Annotated in this window: 22 protein-coding genes; 3 read left to right on the plus strand and 19 right to left on the minus strand. The window is 45.0% G+C overall.

Features of this window, described 5'->3' with window-relative positions; genetic code table 11:
- Positions 1 to 65 precede the first annotated feature (65 nt).
- Positions 66 to 596, minus strand: coding sequence for a hypothetical protein (locus KXJ80_RS19350; protein WP_037414709.1), 531 nt, complete (start codon positions 594 to 596; stop codon positions 66 to 68).
- Positions 589 to 1,332 carry a winged helix-turn-helix domain-containing protein gene (locus tag KXJ80_RS19355; protein ID WP_069453440.1) on the minus strand — a complete coding sequence of 248 codons (744 nt, stop codon included), beginning with the start codon at positions 1,330 to 1,332 and terminating at the stop codon, positions 589 to 591. Before KXJ80_RS19355 ends, KXJ80_RS19350 begins: the two co-directional genes overlap by 8 nt.
- A 443-nt stretch (positions 1,333 to 1,775) precedes the next feature.
- On the opposite strand from KXJ80_RS19355, the gene KXJ80_RS19360 reads away from it, so the two are divergent.
- Both KXJ80_RS19360 and KXJ80_RS19365 read left to right on the plus strand, forming a co-directional pair.
- Positions 1,776 to 2,597, plus strand: a complete 822-nt coding sequence (locus tag KXJ80_RS19360) for a cytochrome c3 family protein (protein ID WP_037414755.1) — start codon at positions 1,776 to 1,778, stop codon at positions 2,595 to 2,597.
- Positions 2,598 to 2,607: 10 nt separating this feature from the next.
- Positions 2,608 to 3,132, plus strand: a complete 525-nt coding sequence (locus KXJ80_RS19365) for a hypothetical protein (protein WP_088586078.1) — start codon at positions 2,608 to 2,610, stop codon at positions 3,130 to 3,132.
- 63 nt (positions 3,133 to 3,195) lie between these two features.
- On the opposite strand, the gene KXJ80_RS19370 is transcribed toward KXJ80_RS19365, so the two are convergent.
- From KXJ80_RS19370 to KXJ80_RS19430, 13 genes are all read right to left on the minus strand, one after another.
- Complete coding sequence (locus tag KXJ80_RS19370) at positions 3,196 to 3,735, minus strand: hypothetical protein (RefSeq protein ID WP_144346217.1); 540 nt, start codon at positions 3,733 to 3,735, stop codon at positions 3,196 to 3,198.
- 1 nt (position 3,736) lies between these two features.
- Entirely contained in the window at positions 3,737 to 4,483 is a 747-nt protein-coding gene (locus KXJ80_RS19375) for a winged helix-turn-helix domain-containing protein (RefSeq protein ID WP_047539842.1), read from the minus strand.
- Between the two features lie 165 nt (positions 4,484 to 4,648).
- On the minus strand, positions 4,649 to 6,118 hold the full coding sequence (gene nhaD / locus KXJ80_RS19380; RefSeq protein ID WP_218737320.1) for a sodium:proton antiporter NhaD: 1,470 nt from the start codon (positions 6,116 to 6,118) through the stop codon (positions 4,649 to 4,651).
- 240 nt (positions 6,119 to 6,358) lie between these two features.
- Positions 6,359 to 7,096, minus strand: a complete 738-nt coding sequence (locus tag KXJ80_RS19385) for a DUF481 domain-containing protein (RefSeq protein WP_037414718.1) — start codon at positions 7,094 to 7,096, stop codon at positions 6,359 to 6,361.
- Between the two features lie 277 nt (positions 7,097 to 7,373).
- Entirely contained in the window at positions 7,374 to 8,576 is a 1,203-nt protein-coding gene (locus tag KXJ80_RS19390) for a tetratricopeptide repeat protein (RefSeq protein WP_256930946.1), read from the minus strand.
- A gap of 105 nt (positions 8,577 to 8,681) precedes the next feature.
- Entirely contained in the window at positions 8,682 to 9,554 is an 873-nt protein-coding gene (locus KXJ80_RS19395; protein WP_259474494.1) for a hypothetical protein, read from the minus strand.
- 141 nt (positions 9,555 to 9,695) lie between these two features.
- Positions 9,696 to 10,769 (minus strand): hypothetical protein, encoded by a 1,074-nt coding sequence (locus tag KXJ80_RS19400; RefSeq protein WP_218737322.1) that lies wholly within the window; start codon positions 10,767 to 10,769, stop codon positions 9,696 to 9,698.
- Positions 10,770 to 10,841: 72 nt separating this feature from the next.
- The gene (locus tag KXJ80_RS19405; protein WP_218737323.1) at positions 10,842 to 11,579 is read right to left on the minus strand and encodes an Lcl C-terminal domain-containing protein; all 738 of its coding nucleotides are present in this window, start codon (positions 11,577 to 11,579) and stop codon (positions 10,842 to 10,844) included.
- A 63-nt stretch (positions 11,580 to 11,642) separates the two neighbouring features.
- Positions 11,643 to 11,840, minus strand: a complete 198-nt coding sequence (locus KXJ80_RS19410; protein ID WP_218737324.1) for a hypothetical protein — start codon at positions 11,838 to 11,840, stop codon at positions 11,643 to 11,645.
- A 56-nt stretch (positions 11,841 to 11,896) separates the two neighbouring features.
- On the minus strand, positions 11,897 to 12,439 hold the full coding sequence (locus KXJ80_RS19415; protein WP_218737325.1) for an Lcl C-terminal domain-containing protein: 543 nt from the start codon (positions 12,437 to 12,439) through the stop codon (positions 11,897 to 11,899).
- A 54-nt stretch (positions 12,440 to 12,493) separates the two neighbouring features.
- On the minus strand, positions 12,494 to 12,769 hold the full coding sequence (locus tag KXJ80_RS19420; RefSeq protein ID WP_218737326.1) for a four helix bundle protein: 276 nt from the start codon (positions 12,767 to 12,769) through the stop codon (positions 12,494 to 12,496).
- Positions 12,770 to 12,796: 27 nt separating this feature from the next.
- Positions 12,797 to 16,165 (minus strand): Lcl domain-containing protein, encoded by a 3,369-nt coding sequence (locus tag KXJ80_RS19425; RefSeq protein ID WP_218737327.1) that lies wholly within the window; start codon positions 16,163 to 16,165, stop codon positions 12,797 to 12,799.
- 2 nt (positions 16,166 to 16,167) lie between these two features.
- The gene (locus KXJ80_RS19430; protein ID WP_259474495.1) at positions 16,168 to 17,481 is read right to left on the minus strand and encodes an InlB B-repeat-containing protein; all 1,314 of its coding nucleotides are present in this window, start codon (positions 17,479 to 17,481) and stop codon (positions 16,168 to 16,170) included.
- 352 nt (positions 17,482 to 17,833) lie between these two features.
- Between KXJ80_RS19430 and KXJ80_RS19435 the strand changes: the two genes are divergently transcribed.
- Entirely contained in the window at positions 17,834 to 19,312 is a 1,479-nt protein-coding gene (locus KXJ80_RS19435; RefSeq protein ID WP_037414728.1) for a histidine kinase N-terminal 7TM domain-containing diguanylate cyclase, read from the plus strand.
- On the opposite strand, the gene KXJ80_RS19440 is transcribed toward KXJ80_RS19435, so the two are convergent.
- The 4 genes from KXJ80_RS19440 to epd form a co-directional block, all read right to left on the minus strand.
- Positions 19,290 to 20,783 (minus strand): response regulator transcription factor, encoded by a 1,494-nt coding sequence (locus KXJ80_RS19440; RefSeq protein WP_259474496.1) that lies wholly within the window; start codon positions 20,781 to 20,783, stop codon positions 19,290 to 19,292. The genes KXJ80_RS19435 and KXJ80_RS19440 overlap by 23 nt on opposite strands.
- Positions 20,784 to 21,128: 345 nt before the next feature.
- A complete protein-coding gene (gene fba, locus KXJ80_RS19445; protein WP_011071213.1) occupies positions 21,129 to 22,196 on the minus strand; it encodes a class II fructose-bisphosphate aldolase in 1,068 nt (355 codons plus the stop codon).
- Positions 22,197 to 22,394: 198 nt separating this feature from the next.
- The gene (locus tag KXJ80_RS19450) at positions 22,395 to 23,570 is read right to left on the minus strand and encodes a phosphoglycerate kinase (RefSeq protein WP_218737330.1); all 1,176 of its coding nucleotides are present in this window, start codon (positions 23,568 to 23,570) and stop codon (positions 22,395 to 22,397) included.
- Between the two features lie 132 nt (positions 23,571 to 23,702).
- On the minus strand, positions 23,703 to 24,719 hold the full coding sequence (gene epd, locus KXJ80_RS19455; protein ID WP_240292447.1) for an erythrose-4-phosphate dehydrogenase: 1,017 nt from the start codon (positions 24,717 to 24,719) through the stop codon (positions 23,703 to 23,705).
- Position 24,720 lies beyond the last annotated feature (1 nt).

Below are 24,720 nucleotides of genomic sequence, written 5' to 3' on the forward strand. Positions count from 1 at the left end.
CCAAAGAGTCAGCATTAACACCATCGAAAATACAATCTAAACCGAAAGCGCGCTAAATTCACTGATTAAATTCGGCTATTGACGATTCGACAACCACAAACCGTATTACTGGGCTGAAACAATACCACGGCGTAGTCTTGGTCTGGGTCACTATCAAGCACCTCAATGCTAAGGTTATGTCTGCCTGACTCACTAAAATGTAAGCTACTAATATAAGACAGATACTTCATATGCTCTGGCCAATGTTTTTTATCGACCTCCTCAGATTCTGTCTTGGTCTTAACCGACACGTTGTAGGCCATACGATTGAGCTCCATATTTTGCACTTCGCCCTGCATCAGAATGGTGCCTGCACTGGAGCCATCGAGGTTAAAATATCGATAATTAATCTGTGCATTGCCCGCGGAGATCAGCACATCGACTAAAAGATAGTATTTACCATCTTCAACCCGTTGAGCATGACGGTCAAAAAGTTCGGAGCTGCAATTGAGGATTACCGCCTTATTTGAGACTGATTGCAGATAAATCACCCCGCAAGCCACAATCAGCGCAGTGAGAATCGTGAGATTTATCGTCCACTTTAGCCACTTAGCCACAGATCCCAATCTCCTGTAGCCACTGTGCATCAATAAACTCTTTAGGGCGTCTAAAATCACTTATCTTTAAGTTTCGAATAACGGACTGCCCGAGCTTATGGCCGCGCAAAGTAATGTTAAGCACTTGTTTATCATGTGAAAGAGAAGAATAAACCTCGGACCAATCACTCTGTCCGCAGCGGCTTAGTCCCTGACCCAATCGATCGCCTAACTCAAACAATAAGGTATTGTTCGTTTTAGAATTAGCGTAAAGGTGCAAGCGAATATGTTGTCCTGATGCCAAAGGAAGTTCTGTCGATAACAAGGGTTCAGTCGGCACACTATGATCAATTCGGCTAAGATAAAAACCCGAAATCGCCAGCATAAAACCAAAAACCAGTAGCGCACTCCACCAAGGTAGTGACTGTAATCGAGGATAATGAAAGCTTTTTAACCGCTGCCCTTGGGTATTGTGTAGCAAATAACCTTGGCCTTTGACGGTTTCAATCAGCCCTTCATACTGCGGACCAAGAAAAGAGCGGATCATAAATACTGCGCGAGCGAGTGAAGTATCTGTTAGCGGTGGGTGCTCACCATCACCAGTCTTAAGCTCATGCTTTGAGACCAGTTTACCTTGATGTTCAACCAATAAGGTCAACACCTGTAACTCAGCACGAGGAAGGTGCCAAGATTCATTCCGAGCTTGTTCGACGAGCAAACCACGCTCTTTGTCAAACCAACAGCTCCCCACTTGCATAAATAAAACCCCAAGCCTATAAAATCATGGAATTAAGTCTATGCAAGGCTTCTAATGATTACTGTGATCCTGTTAACCCAAGGCGGCAAATAATTACATTTCGTGAGATAAGCCGCAGGTTGGGTGTATAAAATAAAAATCTGCTTTAGTTCACAGATGTAAATGGTATTTGCAAACAATAACGTTGGCTGATAAATGCTTACAAATTTACATAAATATCACAAATAATGTGTGTCAGCACAAATTACAATCTAAAAAAACGAATTATTACCCAAAATTCAACCTTATAAAGCAATTAAAAATTCAACGACACCTTCTTCACTAATAAGGGAAATATCCTCTCTGGCAAATCACATTATTTATCTTTTAGCTCCCTAGAATGGCTTTCATCAAACCAGTTTTCTGATTGATAAATAAAAGCAATTACTAAAGAGGAATTTATGATGAGCATTAATCGACGCCAAGCATTAACTCGTATTATCGGTATCAGCACAGCGGCAGCGGGCGCAACATTAATGGGTACGTCAGCCTTTGCGGCGACCAATGCCGACGGTCAATATCAATTAGCGCTCGGCGAAAAACTCAAATACGCACCACTAGATCCCATGGCAACCGCCAAACTCGCCTACGAGACTGGTGGTGGCTGTATGCACCAAGTCTTTCACTCTGTCGTCACTATGCTAGCGCAATCTAATAGTGCCGATGCTGATAAGTTTAAAACTATCCCAACCGCGCTTGCCGGTTATGGTTTTGCAGGGGTCACAGGCCAAGGCACCTTATGTGGAAACCTCAACGCTATCGGTATGTTAGTCAATATCTTAGATGATATTAATGGTCAGAACAGCGCAGTGATTGCTAACACATTCCGTTATTATGAAAATACAACGCTACCTTTATCTTCCCCTGAATTTATTGCAGGCATAGGCTCAACCGCAGAAAAAACGGCTCTGGTTGGTAGTTCATCAAAAGCCATGAGCGTATTGTGCCACTCTTCTATTAGTAACTGGTCTAGGGCATCAGGCCTACCCTTTGCTAAAAAAGGTGAACGCTGTTATCGCCTATCAGCTTCCATGGCGTATTACCTGGTCGAACTGCTAAACCGTGCCCATCAAGGAGAGAATATCGGTGCCTTACCAGGTAGCAAACCTTCACTTGAGGCTCAGGATTGCCAAGTTTGTCATGGCAGCACTGGAACATTAGGCTCGGCAGCAAGCGTTAAAACGGATATGGAATGTACCACTTGCCACACTGGACATTTTAATTAAGGAGGCAGTGATGAAATACCCATTACTTGCGTTAACCCTAGCTTCGTTTGCCCTTGCTGGCTGTGGTAGTGACGATAACAAGTCAGAGGAAATCACACCTCCGCCACCACCTCCGCCCGTCGAAAAAACCGTGAGTATTGACGAGGCGACGCAAATTAATCTGGCAGTAAAGCAATTTGATCCCAATACTGGCACGTTGTTATTTACATTGGCTGATGCGTCACAAGCTGCAATCACTGCGGCTAAAAACTACGATATTTACTATTTTGGCTTTCCTGACAAGAATAAATCGTCGTCAAATGCTAAAGCATGGAAACGTTGGCATGTCACTCAAAGCTATCGTTGCCAAAGCAAAGGTGAATGCAGCGGTAAATTAACCGAGGTAAAAAATGGTCAATATCAGTTTGAAATAGCAGGACTTGATTGGCAGCAACAGGACCCAAGTGGCGCCGTGGCGCAAATTAAAGTCGCGATTCAAATTTATGGTACCAAAGCCAATAATGAACTGACCTTAGTTCCAGTCGTTCCGTTGTAATCCTTTTCATCGACTCCTAATCAAATAGGCATCCACCTCTAGGTTTGGGTGCCTATTTTGTTATTAGCGACTACTACACGCCCATAAATTACCACTGGGCATAAATTTAATCAGGGTATAATCATCAATACGATTAATATCCACAATCTGCATATTAAAGCTCATAGTTCCCAGCGCGATTAATGCAGCCCTTGAGCGCTGCACATCTTCTCGAATCGGCTCAGGGAGCTCTGTTTGCAGCAGATCCATTTTGATATTCGCTTGAGCTAAATCAAATTGATAGGTCATAGTGCCAATGTCAAAATGTTTAACCTCACCAGAATAGTTGATGGACGCAAGCTCCTTATTATCAATGCCATAACTATAATCTAAAGTGGCCTTTTGCCCCTGCACTTGGACCGAAAGCGATAAAGAATGGCGCAATAATGACGAAGATGCATCGGAAAATGGTGGCTGGAATAACTGAGCATGACAATCTAAGTGTAAACTTTTATGGCTAACACTCTGCCCATATCCATATAGCAGCCCCCCCAATCCGAGCATAATGATTAACAGGAGTTGCCATGGTTTTAAACGGCTTAACGAGAAAATGCTGGATGCCATCTTAGCTACATATCCCCGCAAGTGTTAACCAATCAGGTTGCGATGTATCACTCATAAAATTGTCAGACATTAATTTTATCGTCTGAAACTTAAGCCCATTCTCACGGTTATCCCGTAAAATAAAGCTGATTAACTTGCGATCAATAGAAATATTCGCCGCCACAGATTGCCAAGGAAACACGGCACACGCTTCAATTTGCCCCATCATTTGTTCGACGAGGGACTTCATCTCCGTACAATAGTATTGCCCAGTGTAGAACTTAACCTCTGACGCCAAACCATTTGGCTTCTGGATCTGCTGGCTATAATTTGGTGCAATTTGCGTTGGATGGCTAATATGCGCCCCAATCCCACATAGGGCTATCAGGGTCACAAGTATGATAAGTGCGAACTGTAGCGGATTGATTTGATATGTTGGGGAGTCAAGCAGCTTATGATTAATCGACACTGATGAAGGATATAAAATAAACCCCTCACCCCGTACCGTATCGAGTAAAGAATATGGCTTTTTTCCTAATATAGAACGCAACCGCTTGATAACATCATCGAGAGTATCATCACACCGACGGGCACCCTTAACATAGGATGACAATAACTGCGTTAATTCAAAGCGGGAAACCACCTTCCCTCGATGCTTAGCCAATACACTCAGTACTTGATATTCATCGCTACTCAGTATCCAGCGACAACCAGAGGCATCGACTAACAAATGTTCTTGGGCATCAAACCAACAATCACCAATTTGCATCTCGGCTCCTAGCATTACTTAACTTGAAGCCGAGTATACAATTTGAACTTTAATAACGCAGTAATCCGAGGACATCTACTCCCATCAGATGAATAATCTGTGAATTACATCAATAAAAAATTTAATGCTAAAAACAAACAAAGATACATTATGTTTCATTTGTTTTTAGAACATTGCAGCATTGAGCCACATATGTACTAAAATACTCGCCACATATCCCAACGCAATGACAGGAGTCCAACGTAAGTGTGATCCGAAGGTGTAAATCCCCCTTGCCTGACCCATTAATGCTACCCCAGCCGCACTGCCGATGGACAATAAACTGCCACCCACCCCTGCGGTTAACGTCACCAGTAACCACTGACCTAAGGCCATATCTGGATTCATAGTCAACACCGCAAACATCACCGGAATATTATCCACGACTGAAGACAACAAACCGATGGCTACGTTGGCAAAGGTCGCATCCCAATGGGAATACAAGGCCTCAGAAACGAGACTTAAATACCCCATAAAACCAAGACCACCTACGCATAACACTACCCCGTAGAAAAACAGCAATGTATCCCACTCAGCACGGGAGATCCGATTAAACACATCGAACGGCACGACACTACCTAACTGTTGAAGACGCTGTTTATCCTGACGTAACTCCGCCTTTGCCCGTTCACGAGCAACGGAGCGATCAAAGGTTTTACGCAGGTAATAACCAAAGAATTGCAAGAAGCCAAGACCTGTCATCATCCCCAGCACCGGTGGCATACCAAGGAAAGAGTGAGCACATACTGCAGTAGCAATCGTCAGTAGGAAGAGCGCCACAATACGTTTAGCGCCAGGTTTAGTGTAAACCTGCTCTTTTTCAGGCTCAGGGATATAATGCGGAATAAATATACTCATAATTGCCGCTGGCACGACAAAGTTGACTAATGCAGGAATAAATAGATGGAAAAAATCGGCAAAGTGCACTAACCCTTTTTGCCATACCATCAGGGTCGTGATATCACCAAATGGACTAAATGCGCCGCCCGCATTGGCCGCCACCACGATATTGATACAAGCGAGGGTAATAAATTTTCGCTGTCCCGCGCCAACTTTCATGACCACAGCGCACATTAATAATGCGGTGGTTAAATTATCAGCCACGGGCGAAATAAAGAAAGCCATAAAGCCTGTCAACCAAAAAACGGTTCGTAAGCTAAAACCACGTCCCACTAACCAACCGCGAATGGCATCGAATAAATTACGTTCTTCCATGGCATTGATATAGGTCATCGCCACCAATAGGAAGAGTAATAACTCGGCATATTCCAATAAATTATGCTTAAAGGCTGCTTCAGAGACCTCTGACATGCCATTTTGCACATACACAAAACCTATCATGCCCCAAATAATGCCAGCTGCGACCAATACGGGTTTGGATTTACGCAGGTGCAGCGCCTCTTCGGCCATCACCAAAATATAGGCAAACACGAAGACGCATACGGCAATATACCCCACTGATGCAGCGGTTAAATCGAGCCGTTCTGTTCCTTCGGTCATTGCCCAAACTGCTGGTGAGAATCCGCTCAATATTGCAACACAGAATAGGCTAAATAATGCCATTCCACTGTTTCTAAACCACCGCTGTAATTTCATCTAAATTCATCTCTGCAAGGGAAATCAGTTCGCAAATTACCATAGCTCGGGTTCTGTAAATTTTGATAAAACGCAACTTTCTATGCATTTCCCGATAACCAAAGGCACTTAGAACATTAATTTTTGTATAACTACAGACGAAACTAATAAAGATTTAACTAACTTTGTTTCAAGTTAGTCTAAAAACAGCCAATAAAAAAGCACCTCTCGGTGCTTTTATGTTGATATCAATCACATTGATTAGAACGAATAGAGCAAGGTCATGTTGGTTTCGGTATCGGTGCTCTTTTTATTGTCCAGCGGCTCGCTGTTATAACGCACGATAATGGCAAACTTCATTGCCAAGGCGCCAATAATATTCGCAGTGAGTGAGGTTTCCGACCGCGCATCTAATTTATCACCATAGTCGGCGACAAAACGCTGTTGGAATTTTGAGGTTTCTGTGATTTCAGTTTCGAAGTTAATCACACCGTGGGCAACCACACTGTCATTGGAATCTGTGCCTTCTAACAGAGCTTGCTCTGAATCGAGGCGTTGATAGATATAACCGGGACCGATTTCAACATCTAAGAAAGTCTTGCTGGTGTCATAGAGTCTATGACCATAACCCGTTGCGCCAGATACTGTGTAGTCATAACCGGTAAAAGGATCAACTTCGTAGTTAGCGTTAGCAAATAGATAGCTGCGGTCAGTCATCTTATAGTTGCCTTGTGCCCCCGCTAAATAGCGCTTAGCCGTGACCTCGCCAGTATCCTCTTTATATAAACCTTCTAAAAGATATTGGTTTTCCCAATCACCTAATTCGTGTTTGAAGTTTAAGCGACCTTTGTAAGATGAGGTATCTGTGTTGCCTGTGGTTAAGGTTGCACCTAGCTCGGCTTCGCCCGCGAATGTTTTATCGCCTTTAACAAAATCGGCTCCTGCATTCGCCATAAATGGCGCCGTCATCAATAGTGCAGCGGTCAGTACTTTCTTCATATTTATCCGTTCCTGTTCCGTTTAATCCCCTAAAAATCTGCGCAATACTAACATTTACGATTGAAAAATAAAAATTCATCGATTTTTCTATTAAAGCCAAGGCATCAATAAATCCCTTAAGTATCACCAAATCCACATAAGCAGTTTAAAAATATGTCATGGAATGTCCATCATCATTAAACCTTAACAGAATAAGCAAAATCATATGTTTTTATCGAAACTTGAGGTCTAAAAACAACGCCACTATTATTTGCAGCTCTCTTGATATTAATACCAATTACTCATTAGATTTAAGGAGATACGCTGAGCACTGCCACCGTCCATTTTGCTCAAGGACTTGATAACGCAAGCCCTGATATTGCCACTCCAAGGGTAACATTGACGTACCACTGTTTAGCTTCAGATAAGTTTGCGCATTCGCCCCCGAAAAGGTATCGACCCAAATCAGTCGATTTAACCAAGTGCAGGCTTTTTCTAACTGCTCTCGGCTTTGAGCCGTGACGGTGATCTTCTGCCACTCTTTATCGTTCAATTGCACTTGCAGCATAATCTCTGCCGTTTCATCCTCAAAATACACAGGCACAGGTAACAAATGCTTGGCTCTGTCCTCTAAAAGATGACGCTGTTCGACCACACGGCCTTGGCGTAATGCTTGCCAATGCGCTTGTTCCGCACTGCGACCAATTAGTAAGGGATGCGATAACACGCTGGCACATTCGCTTTCTTGCCAACTGCATTGGCTAAAGTAGTAGCGGGCTTTGTCTAAGTCGCGCTCGGTATTGAGGTAATACACGCCAAGGTTATATTGAATATCGCTATCGTAGGGGTCAAGCTTAGCGGATAACTGCCAATAACGGCCGCCTAAGCCTTTATCTTGCTTCACTAACCCGTTGTAATAAAGCGTACCGAGATTAAGGTAAAGCAAGGCACTTTCGTTGTCAGGAAGACAGCTTAAATACTGAGCCTCGGCTTGTTGATATTGCTGACGCTGCTCATAACTCGCACCTAAATTAACACACGCATCGGCACTGCCCTTGGCTATTGCGCGGCGATACCACAGTTCACTCTCTGCTAACTGACCAAGCTGCGCATAGCTGTATCCCAACTGATAGAGCAAACTTTGCTGACTGAACTCGTTCAGTTTATCTACATCCGCATAGGCTCGATTAAACCATTCAATCGCTAACGGGTAATGCTGCGCCTGCGCACTGTAACTGCCGAGCAAATACGCTTGATATTCCACTGGATGGCGCTCAAATAACGCAATATCCAAGCTAGCACCCTGTTGTTGCAATAAGCTAAGAGCCTGCTTAAATGTAGGCGTATTTCTATCGAGCACAGACGGAAAAACAGCTTCTGTCTGTACGGCTGGCAAGGGATCTTCCGTGGCTTTTACGGCATAGGTAAATCCATATAAGCCCACAAGCAGGAGCAAGCCAAACCTTAATTCCTGCCAAAGTGCATTACACCTCTTTATCACACCGAAAATCCTTATCCATAAGAAACTTTATTGACCCATATTATATGACAGCATGACTAAACAGAATAAAATTGCACTGCAATTTCACCAAAGTATTATTTTCACTTAGAGGGAGTGTATACTAGGGCGGATTTCATTTAATCTCATCCCCTCATATAACCTTTTCAAGGTTAAGCCATCTTCATCATTATAAAAGACAAAAATATTAATACTATCATTCGCTAGAGAGTTTTTGATATGCACACTATCACCACCATCAAGTGAAAAACCAATCTCATACAAAGAAATGTAAATATCATTTAAATATTTATTAATCACATGAGACATCAATTCAACATCATTAAACTTCAGCTCAGGTTGTATATAATTAAAATAATCCTTTGTTGCTTTAGCCTGCTCAGACAATAAATCCTTGTCATCAATTTTCATTTTAAAAAGTTTAATAAGTGCTTTATTAAAAAGATTGTCAATATCATTATCCGTTACCTGTGAGTAATCAAAAACAAAAGAACCTTCAACCCGTTCTACGCCTCTAGGTTTTAGCTTAAATCTCGCCTCCACATTGGTCAATTTATTACCATCACGAGTGAAATCAAGAACAGCTTCAACGTCACCTCTAAACATAATTTCTTTTGATACAGAATAATTATAATAAGCTTCAAACTTAAGCTGATCACTTCCTATCCCAGTGATCGCTACACGCTCCAATTCCAACTTTGCATTATTATAGTTAAACTCAAATTTAGAAAATTTTATCAAATCGCCATCCCGCCCCGCCCCAACATACTCCATATTAATACGGTATTGTTTAAGTTGCTCTTTGATAGTTGACAAATATGAATTTATCTCCCTTACTTTAACCCACCCATGCTCATCATCAACATATACAAGGTAATTAACAAAAGAAAGTCCTGCTGCATATATCAACAGCACGGCCAAAGCAATTCTTTTAAATATATTAAACATCTTTTTATCCATATTTCAGTACCATCGTTTATATTTAATTACCGTCAACAAGCATGGTATAGGCAATGCCATTAATTAAAGTTCCGTTCAAGTTCATACCATCTAACAATCTCTTTTATACAAGGCCAACAATATAAATAAGCGATGAAAAACCTAACGCTGCCAATCACTTTGTTCATATAACTGCCATAGTGTTAGGCAAGGCGCTTTACCTTGATAACAGCGCAAACGATGTTGATTTTTGGCAGAAATTGGCACTGGCGGTGATTCACGCGTCTTCTGTTGTAAGTAGGCTAGGCTGCGCTGCATGATGGCTTTATCGCCAGGGTAGTAATCAATATCGTCGATTTGCTGCAACTGCGCTTCGGCGTACGCCACGGCCTCGGTTTTATCTAAACCAAACAGCGTAATAAAGCCCAAATACTCATCAATATGCGCAATGATGTTGTCTTGCCATATGCGGGCATCGAGCAGTTCAAATCGGATCACCTGCGGCCACACCTTGGCGGCACTTTGCACATCACCGCGCGCAAGGTATTGATCGATTTGATGCTCTAACAACAAAGCAAAAAAGTCATCAATGACAATGCCTTTGCCACCACCATTGTCGGTAAGGTAAATCGGCACAGCCGAGAGGGAGTCATCATTCTTGACCCGCTTCGCCCATTGCAAGCAGTGATTATCACTTGGCCAATCTGCCCACGGCCACCAAGGCTGGCTCGCTTTTAGCTGATGATCCAATTGCTGAAACTGTTCAAACTGTTTTGCCATACGGTTTTTCAGCCAAGCACTGAAGGTGATGCTTTGCTCAGCAGTACTGCGTTGCAATAGCGTTTGCAACTCGTCACGTAAAAAAGGCCGATCCTGCTTAAAACGAAAGCGTTCGTTCAGCAGTGCAAGGCGACTTTTAAGATAGTCCTGCTGTGAAAATTCATTTTGATTTTGCAGCACTTCTTGCAATAGCTGATTATCGTAAGCGAGATAAGGCAAGGGCCAATAGGCTTCACCTTGGCACAGTGCCAGCGCATACTGTTTCTGCGCCCGAGGGATGAGGCGGGCGTACTCGCCCTCTTCAAGGTTTAAATAATAAGGCACAGGCATGGGAGATAGTGGATCACTATCCCCCACTATTACCGCACCACGCTCTGACTTGCTCAGCGCGTAAACCACAGCGCCAAGCAGCAATACGCCAAGTAACACCAATCCAAGCTGTATTGTTAGTTTCACTCGCTGCATCCGCACCTACTCGGCCTTTTTAGCCCCTAAAATGCGCTACCAAGACGCACTGCCAAAAACCAATTACTGTCCGGCTCGCACCAAACGGACGTGGCGGCCCTCGCCCCGATTGGAGCCGTATGCACCACCATTGTTAAAACCGACATAACCACTGTCGAAGTAAACTCCCCACGCGTAGCCACTGTGGTCGGTATTGGGCGAAGATGACCAGAAGAAACCTACTATAGGCGTGTTTGGAAAGGCATTAATATTAATTTTGGGATTACTAAATTCATTGCCATGGCAACTCCCATCAGTATCAGCAACAAACTTACCATTGGGGCGTGCTGAGGGTGCTCGACCTGCCGAGCATTGCACCAGAGTATCTAACTCATCGACAGTGGGTACCCGCCAGTCGCTGTGGCCTGCATAGCTAAAACTCATTGCAGTTTTCAACGCATCATTCCAATCCATCTCCATGGCCAAACCTGCGCAGGTGCTGCCTGTCCATTGCTGTCCAAGGCTGCAACGCATCCAGGTAAGGTTGGTTTTGGCATCGGTAATGGTGCCATCGCCGTTATCACGATAGCGCCCATCAATAAGGGCTTTAGCTGGGGCGCTGGCAGGCTTGGGGGCAGTATTATTAGCATATTGTGCTTGGCATGCCTCAGTGATCGCTTTTACGGCGGCATCATGGGTTATACCCTGCAATTTTTCGGCTAAACAACTGACATAATCACTGGCCTGCGCCGGTTTTGATAAACACAAAAAACCGCACAGAGATATGAAAAATAATACGGTAAGGGTTCGTTGACTACTCATAAGCGATCCTTGTTATTAATTAGGTTTTGGCTAACTTTTAGCAGGTGAAATAATCCGCAATATCTACCACCAGCAATGCCAAGTCGTTTGGGTATAACGGCTAAGCGAAAACACTCCATAAATCCCACCAAAGGTCAGTGATGGCAGCAACGGCAACCATGCCCTAAACGCCCAGCGCCACTGGGTTGGGCTAAAACCCAGATAATGCGGTGAGTTTTGAGGCTGCGTGAGTAGCTGCGCTAAGGTTATCGCTTTAGTCACAGCAACCACCACTCGGCTTTAGCGACAGGAAATAGGGGCAAGATGCCAAAAGCCCATCAGTTTGCGGCTCGCACCAAACGGACGTGGCGGTGGTTGCCCTTATTGCTGCTGTCGACGTAACCATAGTAGAAGTCGACGAGCCACGCGCTGAAACTAGAGCTGGCATCGGGCGAAGACGACCAATACCAGCTTGATGACGACGTATTGGGAAATTGTTGGTTATTAATCGCAGGACCATGGCAGCGGTATTCAACAATTGAGGCAAGCTCATTTTTATTCGGTAAGCGCCAATCACTGAATCCTGCCAAGGTATTTTGCGCGCCGGCCGCTAAGGCCTGTTTCCAAGTGAAGTTAGTGGCCTCGCCAGTGCAATTAACGCCATCCCAGCTTTGTCCAAGGCTACAGCGCTGCCAGATAAGCCCGGTGGTATGGTGGGTAACAGAACCATCACCGTTATCAGTAAAATCCGCGCTTGGCGTAGTGGCGGTGATAGCCGTGTTTTCGCTACCAGCACATAAGCTGCTGGCTTGAATTTGACCACTGGCCAGTAAGCAGGCCGCCGCAGTAACAACAGTGGGTAGCAGTTTGCGCTTACGCATAAGCGTGTTCCTCTTGTGGTTGAACAGAAAAATAGTCATCGTCAGTGCCTGCAGTCAACCAAAGCTATGAAATGCGTGCAGCTCTTTGGCGAGCTGGATTTGCATTTTGATGTCATCAATTAACTCAGCCACCTGTTGCACCATCTTAATTTGGCTGTTACGCCGTGAAAAAGCGCGATGCAACGCTTGGCCAATGCGCATCGCGGTTTCTCGCAAATGCTGACCAATGGTGTATTTGTGGTAGCGGCTAAAGCCACGCACCGCTTGTTCAATTTCTAACAACAGCCGATTGGCACTGCGCCAGATAGGTAACTGAGCCAGATAACGCATCACCTCTCCTTATTTTCCAAAAGCCCATTACTGTCCGGATCGCACCAAACGGACGTGGAAGCCGTAGCTCTTATTGCCGTAGTAGTGGACGCGACCATCGTAGAAGTAGACGCCCCACGCCTTGCGACTATAGCTGGCATAGGGCGAAGACGACCAATACCAACTGTATTGCGGTGTATATGGAAAATAATTTTGGTCTATTGCAGGTTCAACACGCCCATTATGGATAATGCTGAGTAACTCATTTACCGACGGCAATCGCCAATCGCTGGCACCGCACAAACCTTCGGCATTCACCGCATTAAGAAAGGCTTGAGTATCACAAGCGCTACCTTGGCAGGTGCCGCCGTTTTGTGTGCCGGCATCCCCCCCATTGGTATTGTTATCGGGGTTATACCAGCTGTAGGTATGGCTGGCATCACGCAGGCCGCCGCTGCCCGCGGGTTGTTTGACTTCCCAAATTAAACCTGTGTGGTTATCGCGCACGCAGCTCCATTCGCTGGCGCTTTCGGGTAATGGGTTACCGCTGTTATCGAGCTTGGTAAAGTCAAAGCCTGCCGCGCCACCACCCACTTTTTGCAACTGGCCGCTGCGCGCAAGCGCATCGCGGCCATGCTCGGCATCTTGGCCCTCATAACCTTGTACAGGGCAATCCAAGTAGTTATTGCTACCATCGGCGCACCAGTCGATGCCAGTATCATTAAGTTTGCCGGTGGGCTGGGCCACTCTGCGGGTAACGAGCTGCACTTGATTACTTAAGGGGCTTTCTTTATGTGCGCCTTGGGTGGTGGCCACCATAAAATACGCAGTATCGGCCGTTAACCCAGTAAAGCGGTACTCAACTGCGCCTTTTACCGATGTGCGCCTTGCACCTTTTAAACTGGCGTAGTTGGCAATATCGTTTAAGTCGGTAAAGCTTTCTTCGGCGAGATACAGATTGACTGCGCTGCTCTGTTCAATATTGCGCCAATCGAGGGTAATGCTGGCGCTGCCATCGGTTTCAATTTGATAACGCGGTTGCTCAAGCATTGGCGTACGTAGCCGCTCACCCACCGCAACCGATTGGCTGACCGTGGTTTCAATCCCCGCTTGGGTGACAACGGTTAAGGTAACGGTAAAGCTACCTTCGGCGTAAACATGTTCGACCAAGGTTGAACTGGTTTCTAACACCGCTGAGCCATCACCAAAGTCCCAACGATAGGTGACAATCGGATCAAGATTGGACTGCACTATTTGAGAGACATCAAACCCAATCACATAGCCACCGTTATCGACGGGCATTTGCACTGTGCCAAAACCAACATTGCTTACGGCTGGCACAAAACTAATTTTGTGAGTAATCGCGTTAGTGGAGTGGCCATCAATTAGAACCAATACGGGTTTATCGCCCTCACGATAAATATGTTGGTAGCTGATCAGCGCCTGAGCATCACTTAGCTCGGGTTTTAACTTGAGGCTATTTGCTAATTTATCGTTGTCTTCATAAATGGTTGCACCTGACTTAGTGCCATTAAACCAAGTATTAGCATACCAATCGCCAGCGCCACATCTTGTATCGTAGGCGTCAGCCATTGATGTATTGGCTATTTGGTAATCGACATATTTCAAGTCGTTTAATAGGGTGCGAGTACATAAAAAGCGGCTGGCATAGCCACGCTGATTGGTGTCAATAATCTTGGCTTCATAGAGAGATTGAGGCGGCACATTACCACTCATTAACCAAGGTGAACGAGTGGTATCGAACATATTTGGGCGTGAGAGTGCAACCTCAATATCCAACTGCTCAAGGTGTTCTAAAGCAATAACCGTATCTTTAATCACATTGGTATTACTGAGTTGCTTAACTAATTCACGCGCGCCATTATTTGCCACACGATAGATATCCACACGGCTTTGCATTGCTCCCAGCGGGTTTAATTTGCCGTCGACCAAAGCAACTGACATTTTGCCCGGTGCCCAAGCTAAATCCCAAAGAAAAGGCAATAGCTTGTTGGCAATGCTGTTACCAATGGAGACCCCTTGGCTAAGTTTGCCAGTGACATGATAAATATGTGCTCGGCCATCACTTCCCGTCATGCGTTGCAGTGCGTATTTAGCTAATATGGTTGCACCGTCGGCCCCGTCAAAAACTTGCTCCGCCATTTCGGCGCTGGCTTCTACGCCAAGCTCAAAAATCGTGCTGATCATTTTTTGCGGTTCGGCTTTAAGATCTTGATAAATATCGCTCGAATTTAGTACTAACGAGGAAAGCAAAATCACGACTCGCGCTTGGTTTAGGTCCTTAATTTGAGCTTCAAGGGATGTAATATTCTCCTTTTGCCCCTTTGCTTGCGCGATCATTAATTGTTGCCGTAATCCCTTTTGATAAGCGGCTAATGCTTGCCCGAGTGGCTCCATAATATATTTAGCAATAATGATTTCTGCCGTCTTTGGATCAGCACCTTTGAGGCTTTCGGTGAATTTTTTAGCGCCAAATTTGATTAACTCATCATAGGAATCACCTGACACTTTACCTGCATCAATGTCGGCTTTTAATAATCGCTGGTATTGCTGCTTTAAGGTGCCTTTTATTGGTGAGTCCTCATCCACCTCCCCGGTAATAACTTGCAGTTTTTCGAGTCCCGTGAAAATGATTTCACTGTCGTGTAGGGTATATTCCAGCCAAGGGTAATCGGCCGCATTAATATTAGCATCATCAACAAAGTTGCTAAGGATATCCCGTGAAAGTTTTACATAGTCAATAAAATCAGCGTATTTATTCCAAAACTTTTGATCTCTTGCATTTCTGACATAATCGGCAAAATGGGCAAACCTATCCAATGATTGTTGAAACTGGTTGCGTTTTTTAGCTGTAGATATTGGCCCCCCAGTGACGGTATTGGCGGCAATATCAACAACCACTAACGTATTTAATGCCAATAGCGCGACCATATCGGCAAAGTCTTCTCCTTCCATGCTTTCATTATCATTATACTCATTCACCAAGCCCACTAAACTAATGCCTTTGAGGGTCAGCTCAGCATTTTGCCAACCGTTAGCCGTTGGCAGTACCTTAGGTAATTCAAGCTCAGTGCTTTCGTATTTCCGCTGCGGCAGCTTTAACTCAACCTTAGGGAAAAAACCATCGAGTTCAAGATCGGCAACATCAAAGTCGATACGTTGACTAGAAGCACTCACTAAATGACGCCCCGTTTGGTATTCGGTTTTAGGATCGTAACCGCGCAATAAATAATAGGTGAGGTAACCGCTATTAACGGTCAATTTGCCTGTATCATCTAAGGTGAAATTAATATTGTCATTTAAACGGTACTGCGTTTGCGCTTGTGCACTTCCCATTGCCATGGTGATGGCAAACATACCGATACTGGCCGCGACTTTGAGTTTAAACCCTTTCATCCTTATTCTCCCGCCACCAATAAACCATCAACATTTAAAGAACTGGCAATGCGCTCAGAAATGATCGCCGCCACTGCGCTACAGCTTCTATCCATTGGGCAAGGATTACCGTTTTGTAACTGCTCGCTAAGCTCACTCACTAATTGCGGGAAGGTTTGATGCGCGCGTATACGGCGGTTGAGTTCAGCTCGGTCGGTAAAATCAACACCGTAAAAATGGTTGCTGCTTAAAACAAATACCACTGCGCTGCTTTCTACCGTCACCTCAGTGGTTGGTTGATTGGCGAGTTTTAGCCCTAGCATTAAAGGCTCGCCAGTGTGATCAATTAGCGTTAACAATTGATTTTTCTCGGGTAACGTGGCGATACTTGCTTCGGCTAGGTTTTTATCGAGGGATTTGGCGTAGGCATCGTTTACTAAAAACAAGGGTTGTTGCTGTTGCTCAGGGCTTAAGGCTTGAGTACCTATCTGTACATTGGTGAAATTTGCCGCTAATGCAAAATGGGCTTTTATGCTGCAATCAGCCGAGCCACTTTGGATAACATAGGTATTCTCCTTTAAGGTGCCATCGCAGCCACTCACTGTATCGACTCGATAACCTGGATTAGGCGTAAGGGTAAAAGATGCGCTTTGACCATGGTTTACCAGTTGGCTTTCAGGCGAAATAATCCCTCCCTCACTCGCACTGGCGGTAACGGTATAAGCAACAGGGGTAAAGCTAGCGTTAACCGTACAAGCACTCGTCACTGGTGAGCTGGTATAGGTATTGCCGCTTAAGTTGCCCTCACATCCCGTCACATTGGCGATGATAAAACCCGTTTGTGGGGTGAGAGTAAATTGCCCTTGCTGACCATACTCTAGTTGCAATTGCGTCGGAATAATCTGGCCGTTGCCCGTGATCTTTGTATCTATTTGATAGCGATTACGCGTAAAAGTGGGGGTAATTTGGCAACTTTGCTGCACATTTTTAACCTGGTAAATATCGCCTTGTCGCTCACCATCACAGCCAGTGATCTGGTCAATGGAATAGCCAGGATTGGCGCTAATCACAAAGCTGGCTGAACCGCCTTTGTTGAGTTCAAGCTGTACGGGCAGTATCGAGCCGCCCTCTGAGGCGACCGAACTGATAGTGACCCGAGTAACGCCACCACCATTATCCGGTTGCTCTGGTGAAGGATTAGCCCCTGCGTCATCTCCGCCACAGCCAGAAAGTACGCCACTGAACATGGCAAACAAGGCTATTGAAAATGCCTGTGTAATTGGTTTTTTCGCTCGAATCACGGTTATTCCCTTTTCTGCTTTATCTGTTATTGCCAAGCCAAAGTCCACCAAGTGCTATCGTGATACTCAACAGCCCATTGACATTGAGTATTGAAATAGCGGTCTCTCGCGATAACAGATTAACGACTGAAAAATAAAGAACTTGTATGTGAACTCAGCGGGGGATTGAACGCAATCACCTTGGCGTATTAGTCCGAATAGTTGGCGTAAAAGTGCGAATAAATAATGCGGTTTAGGTGTCAACCTTTTGTTTTATGCTTATTTCTTTCTTGTATTGATGACGTTAAGATAGGCGCGCATTTGTAGAAAAATGGATACTGAGCGGATATGCGTCAGTTAGCCGCGTGTGATTGATGTATGGGTTACGGCGTATTGAGAAGGCGTTAGCATGTTTGCTGATTTTACGGTTTTCAGTTGGGTATTGTTCGTTATCTCCGCGCTATGCCTCATCCTTGCCGGGGCAACACTTAAAATCCGTTATCAAGCGGTCACGATTTGGTTTATTGGGCTGCTGCTGGCTTACGCGATTCAAGCCTTTGGTTATGCTTTTGAACTGACAAGCCATGAGCTAGATTCAATTAAATTTTGGCTCAATATTGAATTTGTAGGTGCCTGCTTTATTCCTACCTGTGTAGTCTTGTTTGCGGTGAGTTATCAGACCCGAACCTCGCCACCTTTATGGTTAGTGAGCAGTTTACTTTCGATCAGTGCCATAGTGCTATTAGGCCAATTAACCAATGATTTGCATGGCCTAGGCTTTAATATTGTCGGGCTAGAAAAAGTGGATAACATCACTGTCACGACCAATCATTTAGGATGGCTGTACTTAGCTTATTCGCTCTATATTCATTTGGCCGTTATCGTGAGTGTGATTATTTTTATCCGCTGCATGCAAAATACACATCCGGTGTTAAGGCCACAGATTTTACTCATTCTGGTCGGCATTACCCTAACTTGGCTGAACTATATTTGGACTCTTTTTGGCAATACCCCCTACGGCCTTGATATAGGTACTTTTGGTTTTATCTTTTGTACTATCGCCTTTGCGATAAGTGTGTTTCGTTATGACTTAATTAAACTCACCCCCATTGCACGGGATCAAATATTTCACCAAGTTGAACAAGGTTATATCGTGATAGATGAACAATCGCGCTTAATTGACTATAACCCAAAGGCAAAAGTCTTCTTGCCAGCACTATCGACGGGGAAAATAGGTCAGCCATTAAGTAGTTTTATTGACCCATCGCTGGTGGCTGATAACCAAACTAAGGTAATCAGATTAAACGATGGTAAAAGAGTCCAAGTACAGCGTTCACTAATGGGAAAAAACGCCGCAATGGCGATTGGCAGTGTGATTATGCTGTCCGATGTCACCGAAAAAGAGCAACTGCTCGAAGAAATGGAAAGAATCGCCAATACCGACTCATTAACGGGCTGCCATAACCGCCATGCATTACATTGCCGACTTAAACAACAAATTATTGAAAGTCGCCACCAGTTAACGCCGCTTTCTATTGTTGTATTGGATATTGTCGGCTTTCGTAAAGTGAATGAAGTTCACGGCTATACTGTTGGCGATATGCGCCTAAAACAGCTAAGCCATATCCTCAGTCATCACTTACCCAGTGATGCCATATTAACTCGTTATATTGGCGATATTTTTATTATTATTTTACCCCGCTATTGGTTAGAGGATGCCAATCAACTCGCGCTGCAACTAGCAGATAAAGCCAAACAACTGACCTCACTTGCTATCAGCACTTTTTGTGTTCAACACCTCTCTGAAGAAAGCGATCGACAAGTTATTGATCGCCTCTTAGGTGAAGCCATGCAATTAAAAAAACTTAAGCCAAGTTTGGCGGTTTAGTACTGGCATCCTTTTTAAATTGGCTGGGCGTTACCCCATATTCCGCTCTAAAGACGCGGCCAAAGTAATTTTGACTGGTAAAACCTGCATAGTAGGCCGCTTCTTTAACGCTGTGCCCTGCGACTAAAGCATCCTTAGCGATTTGTAATTGGGTTTGCTTTAAATATTGAGAATATGACAAGCCAAATACGCTTTGTACCCGCCGCTGCAATGAGCGGCTACTGGTATGAAACTGCTGAGCAACAAACTCAACCGTCAATTCCTGTGTGGTAATGTGCTGATCAATCACCCATCTTAAACGTTTAGCGAATTGTTCATCAAGGCTTTCTGTTGTGCTTAGCACAGGTGCAGAAGAGGGTTCTTGCACAGAATTTGTGGCTAAGGAAAGCGATAACATTTGCTGCTGCACAAGGCGCCTATTTTCAATTAAAGCATTTAACCTCACCACCAATAATGCGGGATCGCTGTTTTTGCTGACATAATCATCAGCATAACACTGCCATGCCTGTAAGCGCTGCTGCGGATCATCAACCGCAGTTAACATCACAAACGGAATAGCGGCATATTCAGGCTGATGTTTGAGTGTTGATAACCAACTGGCCGCATCGCCATCACTTAACTGGGTATCACACAGGATTAATTCTGCGCCCTGTTCATCTAACTCATATTGCGCTCCTTGCCATGTTTGGCAAAGAGTGAGCCGAAAATCCGCCGCTAAGTGGTAATAAAGCCAATCCATAAACTCTGGTTCGCTCTCGACGATCAATATTTTAGCTTTGGTCTCATCGGCAATATGGTGCTTTAGATATCTGAAATCCGGCGTAAATAGCGGTAATTCATAGACAGTCGCTGGTAGGTTAAGCGTATATTTAGCAATTGATTGAGCGCTGTGTAGGCAACAGAGTATCCCTCCATTTTCTTCCACCCGCTTTTTTAACAACAGATAACTTGCATCGGCACATTCTTCCCGCGTAGCCTCGACGTTACCCGTTAAGGTTAAGCGAAGCCCTTGCTGTGACTCTATCTCAAGTACATAGCCAGCTAAGCCTGTCGATTGTCTGACGTCCTGACAAAACTTATTAAAGACTTTTTCTAACAGTTCGAGATGGGTTTGAACAAGCAGATCGGGGATTTCACCGATATGAATGGGTAAAGGTTGTTGGCTTTTTGCCTTTTCGAAACTTAACTGATTTTTTAGCCAAGGTTGCAACAAAAATGGTGAGGATAACATCTGGCGAGATGACTCATTCCACTGCTTTGTACTCTCGAGTAACTGATTGATTCGCAGCAATAGTACATTCATCTCATCAGTATGGGTCTGAGTGTTGGCAATATAGGGTGCTAACCAAGTGACATTTTTTGTTATTTCAGTAAATAGCTGACTAAAGGTGCGCTGTTCACATTCACGTTGTTGCCTAAGCGATTGTATTATTTGATTAGCCTGAGTAAGTTCAGTCTGAAATGACTTCACCTTTGCTTGGTAAGTTATCGTGAGTTTGACTAGATAAACACAAAAAACCAAGATGCTTAACAGCAACAGAAACCCAAAAAATGAGGACAACAGTACTTCTCCAGACATTCCATTCAACAAATCGATAATTTAGCTCGGTTATTGTGAAGATTTTTCGACTATTGGCAATCCAATTGACTCGATCAAAACCACATAACTCCACCAAAGATACTTAACATACAAAACAAAAAGCCAACATAAGTATCAGAAAAAAAACGCATTCAAGTTATAATAAAAAGTAGCTAACTTATTAAAGTAAAATAAAAAAGCCCGCTAATCAGCGGGCTTTGAAAAGTGATTTAAAGCTTACAGATTGATCTTAGGATCTAAGGCACCTGATTGATACGCTTTGTACATTGCTTGTAAAGACAAAGGCTTAATCTTAGAAGCTTGACCCGCACAACCAAAGGCTTCGTAGCGAACAGTACAGATGTCTGCCATCGCTTCCATAGAGGCTTTCAGGAACTTACGTGGGTCGAACTCGCTTGGGTGTTCGGCCAAGTATTTACGTACCGCACCAGTAGACGCTAAGCGCAGGTCGGTATCGATGTTCACTTTACGCACACCATGTTTGATACCTTCAACGATTTCTTCTAATGGCACGCCGTAAGTTTCAGGAATTTGACCACCGTATTGGTTGATGATCTTAAGCCATTCTTGCGGCACAGAAGATGAACCGTGCATTACTAAGTGAGTGTTAGGAATGCGGGCATGGATTTCTTTGATGCGGTCGATACGCAGTACATCACCCGTTGGTTTACGGCTGAACTTGTATGCACCGTGGCTGGTACCAATTGCAATCGCAAGCGCGTCAACATGGGTATCAGCAACGAAGCGTGCCGCTTCTTCTGGGCTGGTCAGCAGTTGATCGTGGCTTAATACGCCTTCAGCGCCCACACCGTCTTCTTCACCGGCAGTACCGGTTTCTAAGCTGCCTAAACAACCGATTTCGCCCTCAACAGACACACCACAAGCGTGGGCGAATGCTACGGTTCTGCGAGTTACATCAACGTTGTACTCGTAAGAAGCAGGGGTTTTACCATCGGCCATTAATGAGCCGTCCATCATTACTGATGACATACCTAATTGGATAGAACGCTGACAAATATCAGGGTCAGTACCATGGTCTTGGTGGATACAGACAGGGATATCGGGATACTGCTCAAGTGCAGCCGTCATCAGATATTTTAAGAATTGTGGACGCGCATATTTACGCGCACCCGCAGAGGCTTGCACGATAACAGGGCTGTCGGTGGCTTCTGCGGCCTGCATGATGGCGCGCATTTGCTCAAGGTTGTTTACGTTGAACGCTGGCACACCGTATCCATGTTCTGCCGCGTGATCGAGTAGTTGTCGTAGGGAAATTAACGCCATTTTTTTAACTCCAATAATAGGGTGACTTCACATTAACGCTGGGTCACCGAGGTCGCTATCGTTTGGATGGATTTTTATGCTCAATCGCTCTAGTGATGTGTAAATCCCTTTAGAGAAGGAGCGGTTTTTTTATAATTTTTTATCATTTTTTGTGCTGTCGCGGCGCAGTGCCGCGACAGCGCAATACCTAACTCAATGTTAGGCACCGCGTTTTTTCAACATAGCTACAGCGGGTAACTCTTTGCCTTCGAGGAACTCGAGGAAAGCACCACCACCAGTAGAGATGTAAGAGACTTTATCGGCGATACCGTATTTATCGACCGCCGCTAAGGTGTCACCACCGCCAGCGATAGAGAAGGCTTTAGAATCAGCGATTGCTTGCGCGATACGCTTAGTGCCTTCACCGAATTGGTCGAATTCGAACACTCCCACTGGGCCGTTCCATACGATAGTACCAGCAGACTCAATGATTTTCGCTAACGCTTCGGCGCTGTCGGGGCCAATGTCGAAAATCATGTCGCTATCGCCAACATCACTCACTGCTTTTAAGGTCGCAGCAGCCGTTGGACTAAACTCACCCGCCACAACCACATCGGTAGGCACAGGAATGTCGCCACCGCGACTTTGGGCGTTCGCCACTAAGCGCTTAGCTTCATCAATTAAATCCGCTTCGTATAAGGATTTACCCACGTTGTGGCCCGCCGCAGCGATAAAGGTGTTGGCGATACCACCGCCAACCACTAATTGATCCACAATACCGGATAAACTTTCTAGTACAGTCAGCTTAGTTGACACTTTAGAGCCGCCAACGATGGCCACTAATGGGCGCGCTGGATTATCTAACGCCTTACCTAAAGCATCTAACTCTTGTGCCAATAATGGGCCAGCACAGGCGATTGGCGCATATAAACCAACGCCATTGGTCGAGGCTTCTGCTCGGTGAGCCGTGCCGAAAGCATCCATCACATACACATCACATAACGCTGCCATCTTCTTAGAGAGTGCTTCGTCGTTTTTCTTCTCGCCTTTGTTAAAGCGAACGTTTTCAAACACAACCACTTCGCCTACTGCCACTTCAACGCCGTCTAAATAGTCGGTCGCTAAGCGCACAGGGCAAGACAGAGCTTTGGCCAAGTAATCGACCACAGGTTGCATGGAGAATTCACTGTTGTACTCACCTTCGGTTGGACGACCTAAGTGAGACATCACCATTACCGCCGCACCTTTAGCAAGGGCTAACTCGATAGTGGGGAGTGAGGCACGCAGACGTGCATCACTGGTGACGACGCCGTTGCTGACAGGCACATTGAGATCTTCACGAATAAGCACTCGCTTACCTTGGAGATCTAAATCTGACATATTGATAATTGCCATGATAACGCTTCCTTTTATAATCAAAAAACAAACTGGTTTTTCATCAATCGGTTAGTGTAGATGGCGATTCGGCACTCGACATCCCGTCGAATTGGCCACTACGCTTTAACCCATTGGTATCAATTCTTATCTTCAGCTTTGTTTAGCTGCAATCATCGCCAAACTGGTATCTAACATGCGATTGGCAAAGCCCCACTCGTTATCGCACCACAGCAACAGTTTAACCAACTGCCCTGCGCTCACCCGAGTCTGGGTGCCATCAACAATACTGGAGCGCGGATCATGGTTAAAATCACAGGATACCAGCGGCTCGTCAGTATAGCCTAAGATGCCGTTAAATCGTCCATTGGCGGCCAATTCTAACACTTGATTGACGGTCGCAATATCCACTGTTTTATCTAATGTTACCGAAAGATCGATAGCGGTAACGTTAATCGTCGGCACGCGCACCGAAATCGCCTCAAATTTGTCCTTCATGTGCGGCAAAATCCGCTCAATACCGCGGGCAAGTTTAGTATCAACAGGGATAATTGACTGACCCGCAGCTCGGGTGCGGCGTAAGTCATCATGATAGGCATCAATCACTTGCTGATCGTTCATCGCAGAATGAATGGTGGTAATCGCGCCACTTTTCACGCCAAAGTGTTTATCCAGTACATCAATCACAGGCACGATACAGTTGGTGGTACAAGAAGCATTGGAGACCACGGTATGCTCGGCGCGCAGTAAGTCTTGATTCACACCGTAAACGATTGTGCCGTCGACATCGGCCGATGAAGGATGACTGATTAAGACTTGTTTGGCACCCGCGTGGATATGGGCTTCGCAGCTTTGGCGATCTAAAATGGCACCTGTCGCTTCATAGACGATATCGATGTCCATCTCGCACCAAGGTAGCTTGGCTGGATCAGGTTCATGGAGAATTTTGATGGCGTCATCGCCGATCAGCATCTGATCATCGACTAATTTGACTCTGGGCTGAAATCGACCGTGGGTAGTATCATACTGGGTCAAATGGACAATGGCTTCAGGCTTAGCCAACTCATTGATTGCGACAATTTGGATTTGCTGGCGTTTTCCGGACTCATATAAAGCACGAAGGATTGAGCGGCCAATACGACCATAACCATTGATTGCGACTCGGATCATT

Origin of the sequence: Shewanella xiamenensis (genome assembly GCF_024971755.1) — a bacterium.
Lineage (GTDB): Bacteria > Pseudomonadota > Gammaproteobacteria > Enterobacterales > Shewanellaceae > Shewanella > Shewanella xiamenensis.

What these genes read in the sequence shown, in the direction of transcription:
- KXJ80_RS19435 (WP_037414728.1), top strand. Translation starts at nt 17,834, where the DNA reads ATGTTTGCTGATTTTACGGTTTTCAGTTGGGTATTGTTCGTTATCTCC.
- KXJ80_RS19415 (WP_218737325.1), bottom strand. Translation starts at nt 12,439, where the DNA reads ATGCGTAAGCGCAAACTGCTACCCACTGTTGTTACTGCGGCGGCCTGC.
- KXJ80_RS19405 (WP_218737323.1), bottom strand. Translation starts at nt 11,579, where the DNA reads ATGAGTAGTCAACGAACCCTTACCGTATTATTTTTCATATCTCTGTGC.
- KXJ80_RS19395 (WP_259474494.1), bottom strand. Translation starts at nt 9,554, where the DNA reads ATGGATAAAAAGATGTTTAATATATTTAAAAGAATTGCTTTGGCCGTG.
- KXJ80_RS19365 (WP_088586078.1), top strand. Translation starts at nt 2,608, where the DNA reads ATGAAATACCCATTACTTGCGTTAACCCTAGCTTCGTTTGCCCTTGCT.
- KXJ80_RS19370 (WP_144346217.1), bottom strand. Translation starts at nt 3,735, where the DNA reads ATGGCATCCAGCATTTTCTCGTTAAGCCGTTTAAAACCATGGCAACTC.
- KXJ80_RS19385 (WP_037414718.1), bottom strand. Translation starts at nt 7,096, where the DNA reads ATGAAGAAAGTACTGACCGCTGCACTATTGATGACGGCGCCATTTATG.
- KXJ80_RS19450 (WP_218737330.1), bottom strand. Translation starts at nt 23,570, where the DNA reads ATGGCAATTATCAATATGTCAGATTTAGATCTCCAAGGTAAGCGAGTG.
- KXJ80_RS19420 (WP_218737326.1), bottom strand. Translation starts at nt 12,769, where the DNA reads ATGCGTTATCTGGCTCAGTTACCTATCTGGCGCAGTGCCAATCGGCTG.
- KXJ80_RS19375 (WP_047539842.1), bottom strand. Translation starts at nt 4,483, where the DNA reads ATGCAAATTGGTGATTGTTGGTTTGATGCCCAAGAACATTTGTTAGTC.
- KXJ80_RS19360 (WP_037414755.1), top strand. Translation starts at nt 1,776, where the DNA reads ATGAGCATTAATCGACGCCAAGCATTAACTCGTATTATCGGTATCAGC.
- epd (WP_240292447.1), bottom strand. Translation starts at nt 24,719, where the DNA reads ATGATCCGAGTCGCAATCAATGGTTATGGTCGTATTGGCCGCTCAATC.
- nhaD (WP_218737320.1), bottom strand. Translation starts at nt 6,118, where the DNA reads ATGAAATTACAGCGGTGGTTTAGAAACAGTGGAATGGCATTATTTAGC.
- KXJ80_RS19425 (WP_218737327.1), bottom strand. Translation starts at nt 16,165, where the DNA reads ATGAAAGGGTTTAAACTCAAAGTCGCGGCCAGTATCGGTATGTTTGCC.
- fba (WP_011071213.1), bottom strand. Translation starts at nt 22,196, where the DNA reads ATGGCGTTAATTTCCCTACGACAACTACTCGATCACGCGGCAGAACAT.
- KXJ80_RS19355 (WP_069453440.1), bottom strand. Translation starts at nt 1,332, where the DNA reads ATGCAAGTGGGGAGCTGTTGGTTTGACAAAGAGCGTGGTTTGCTCGTC.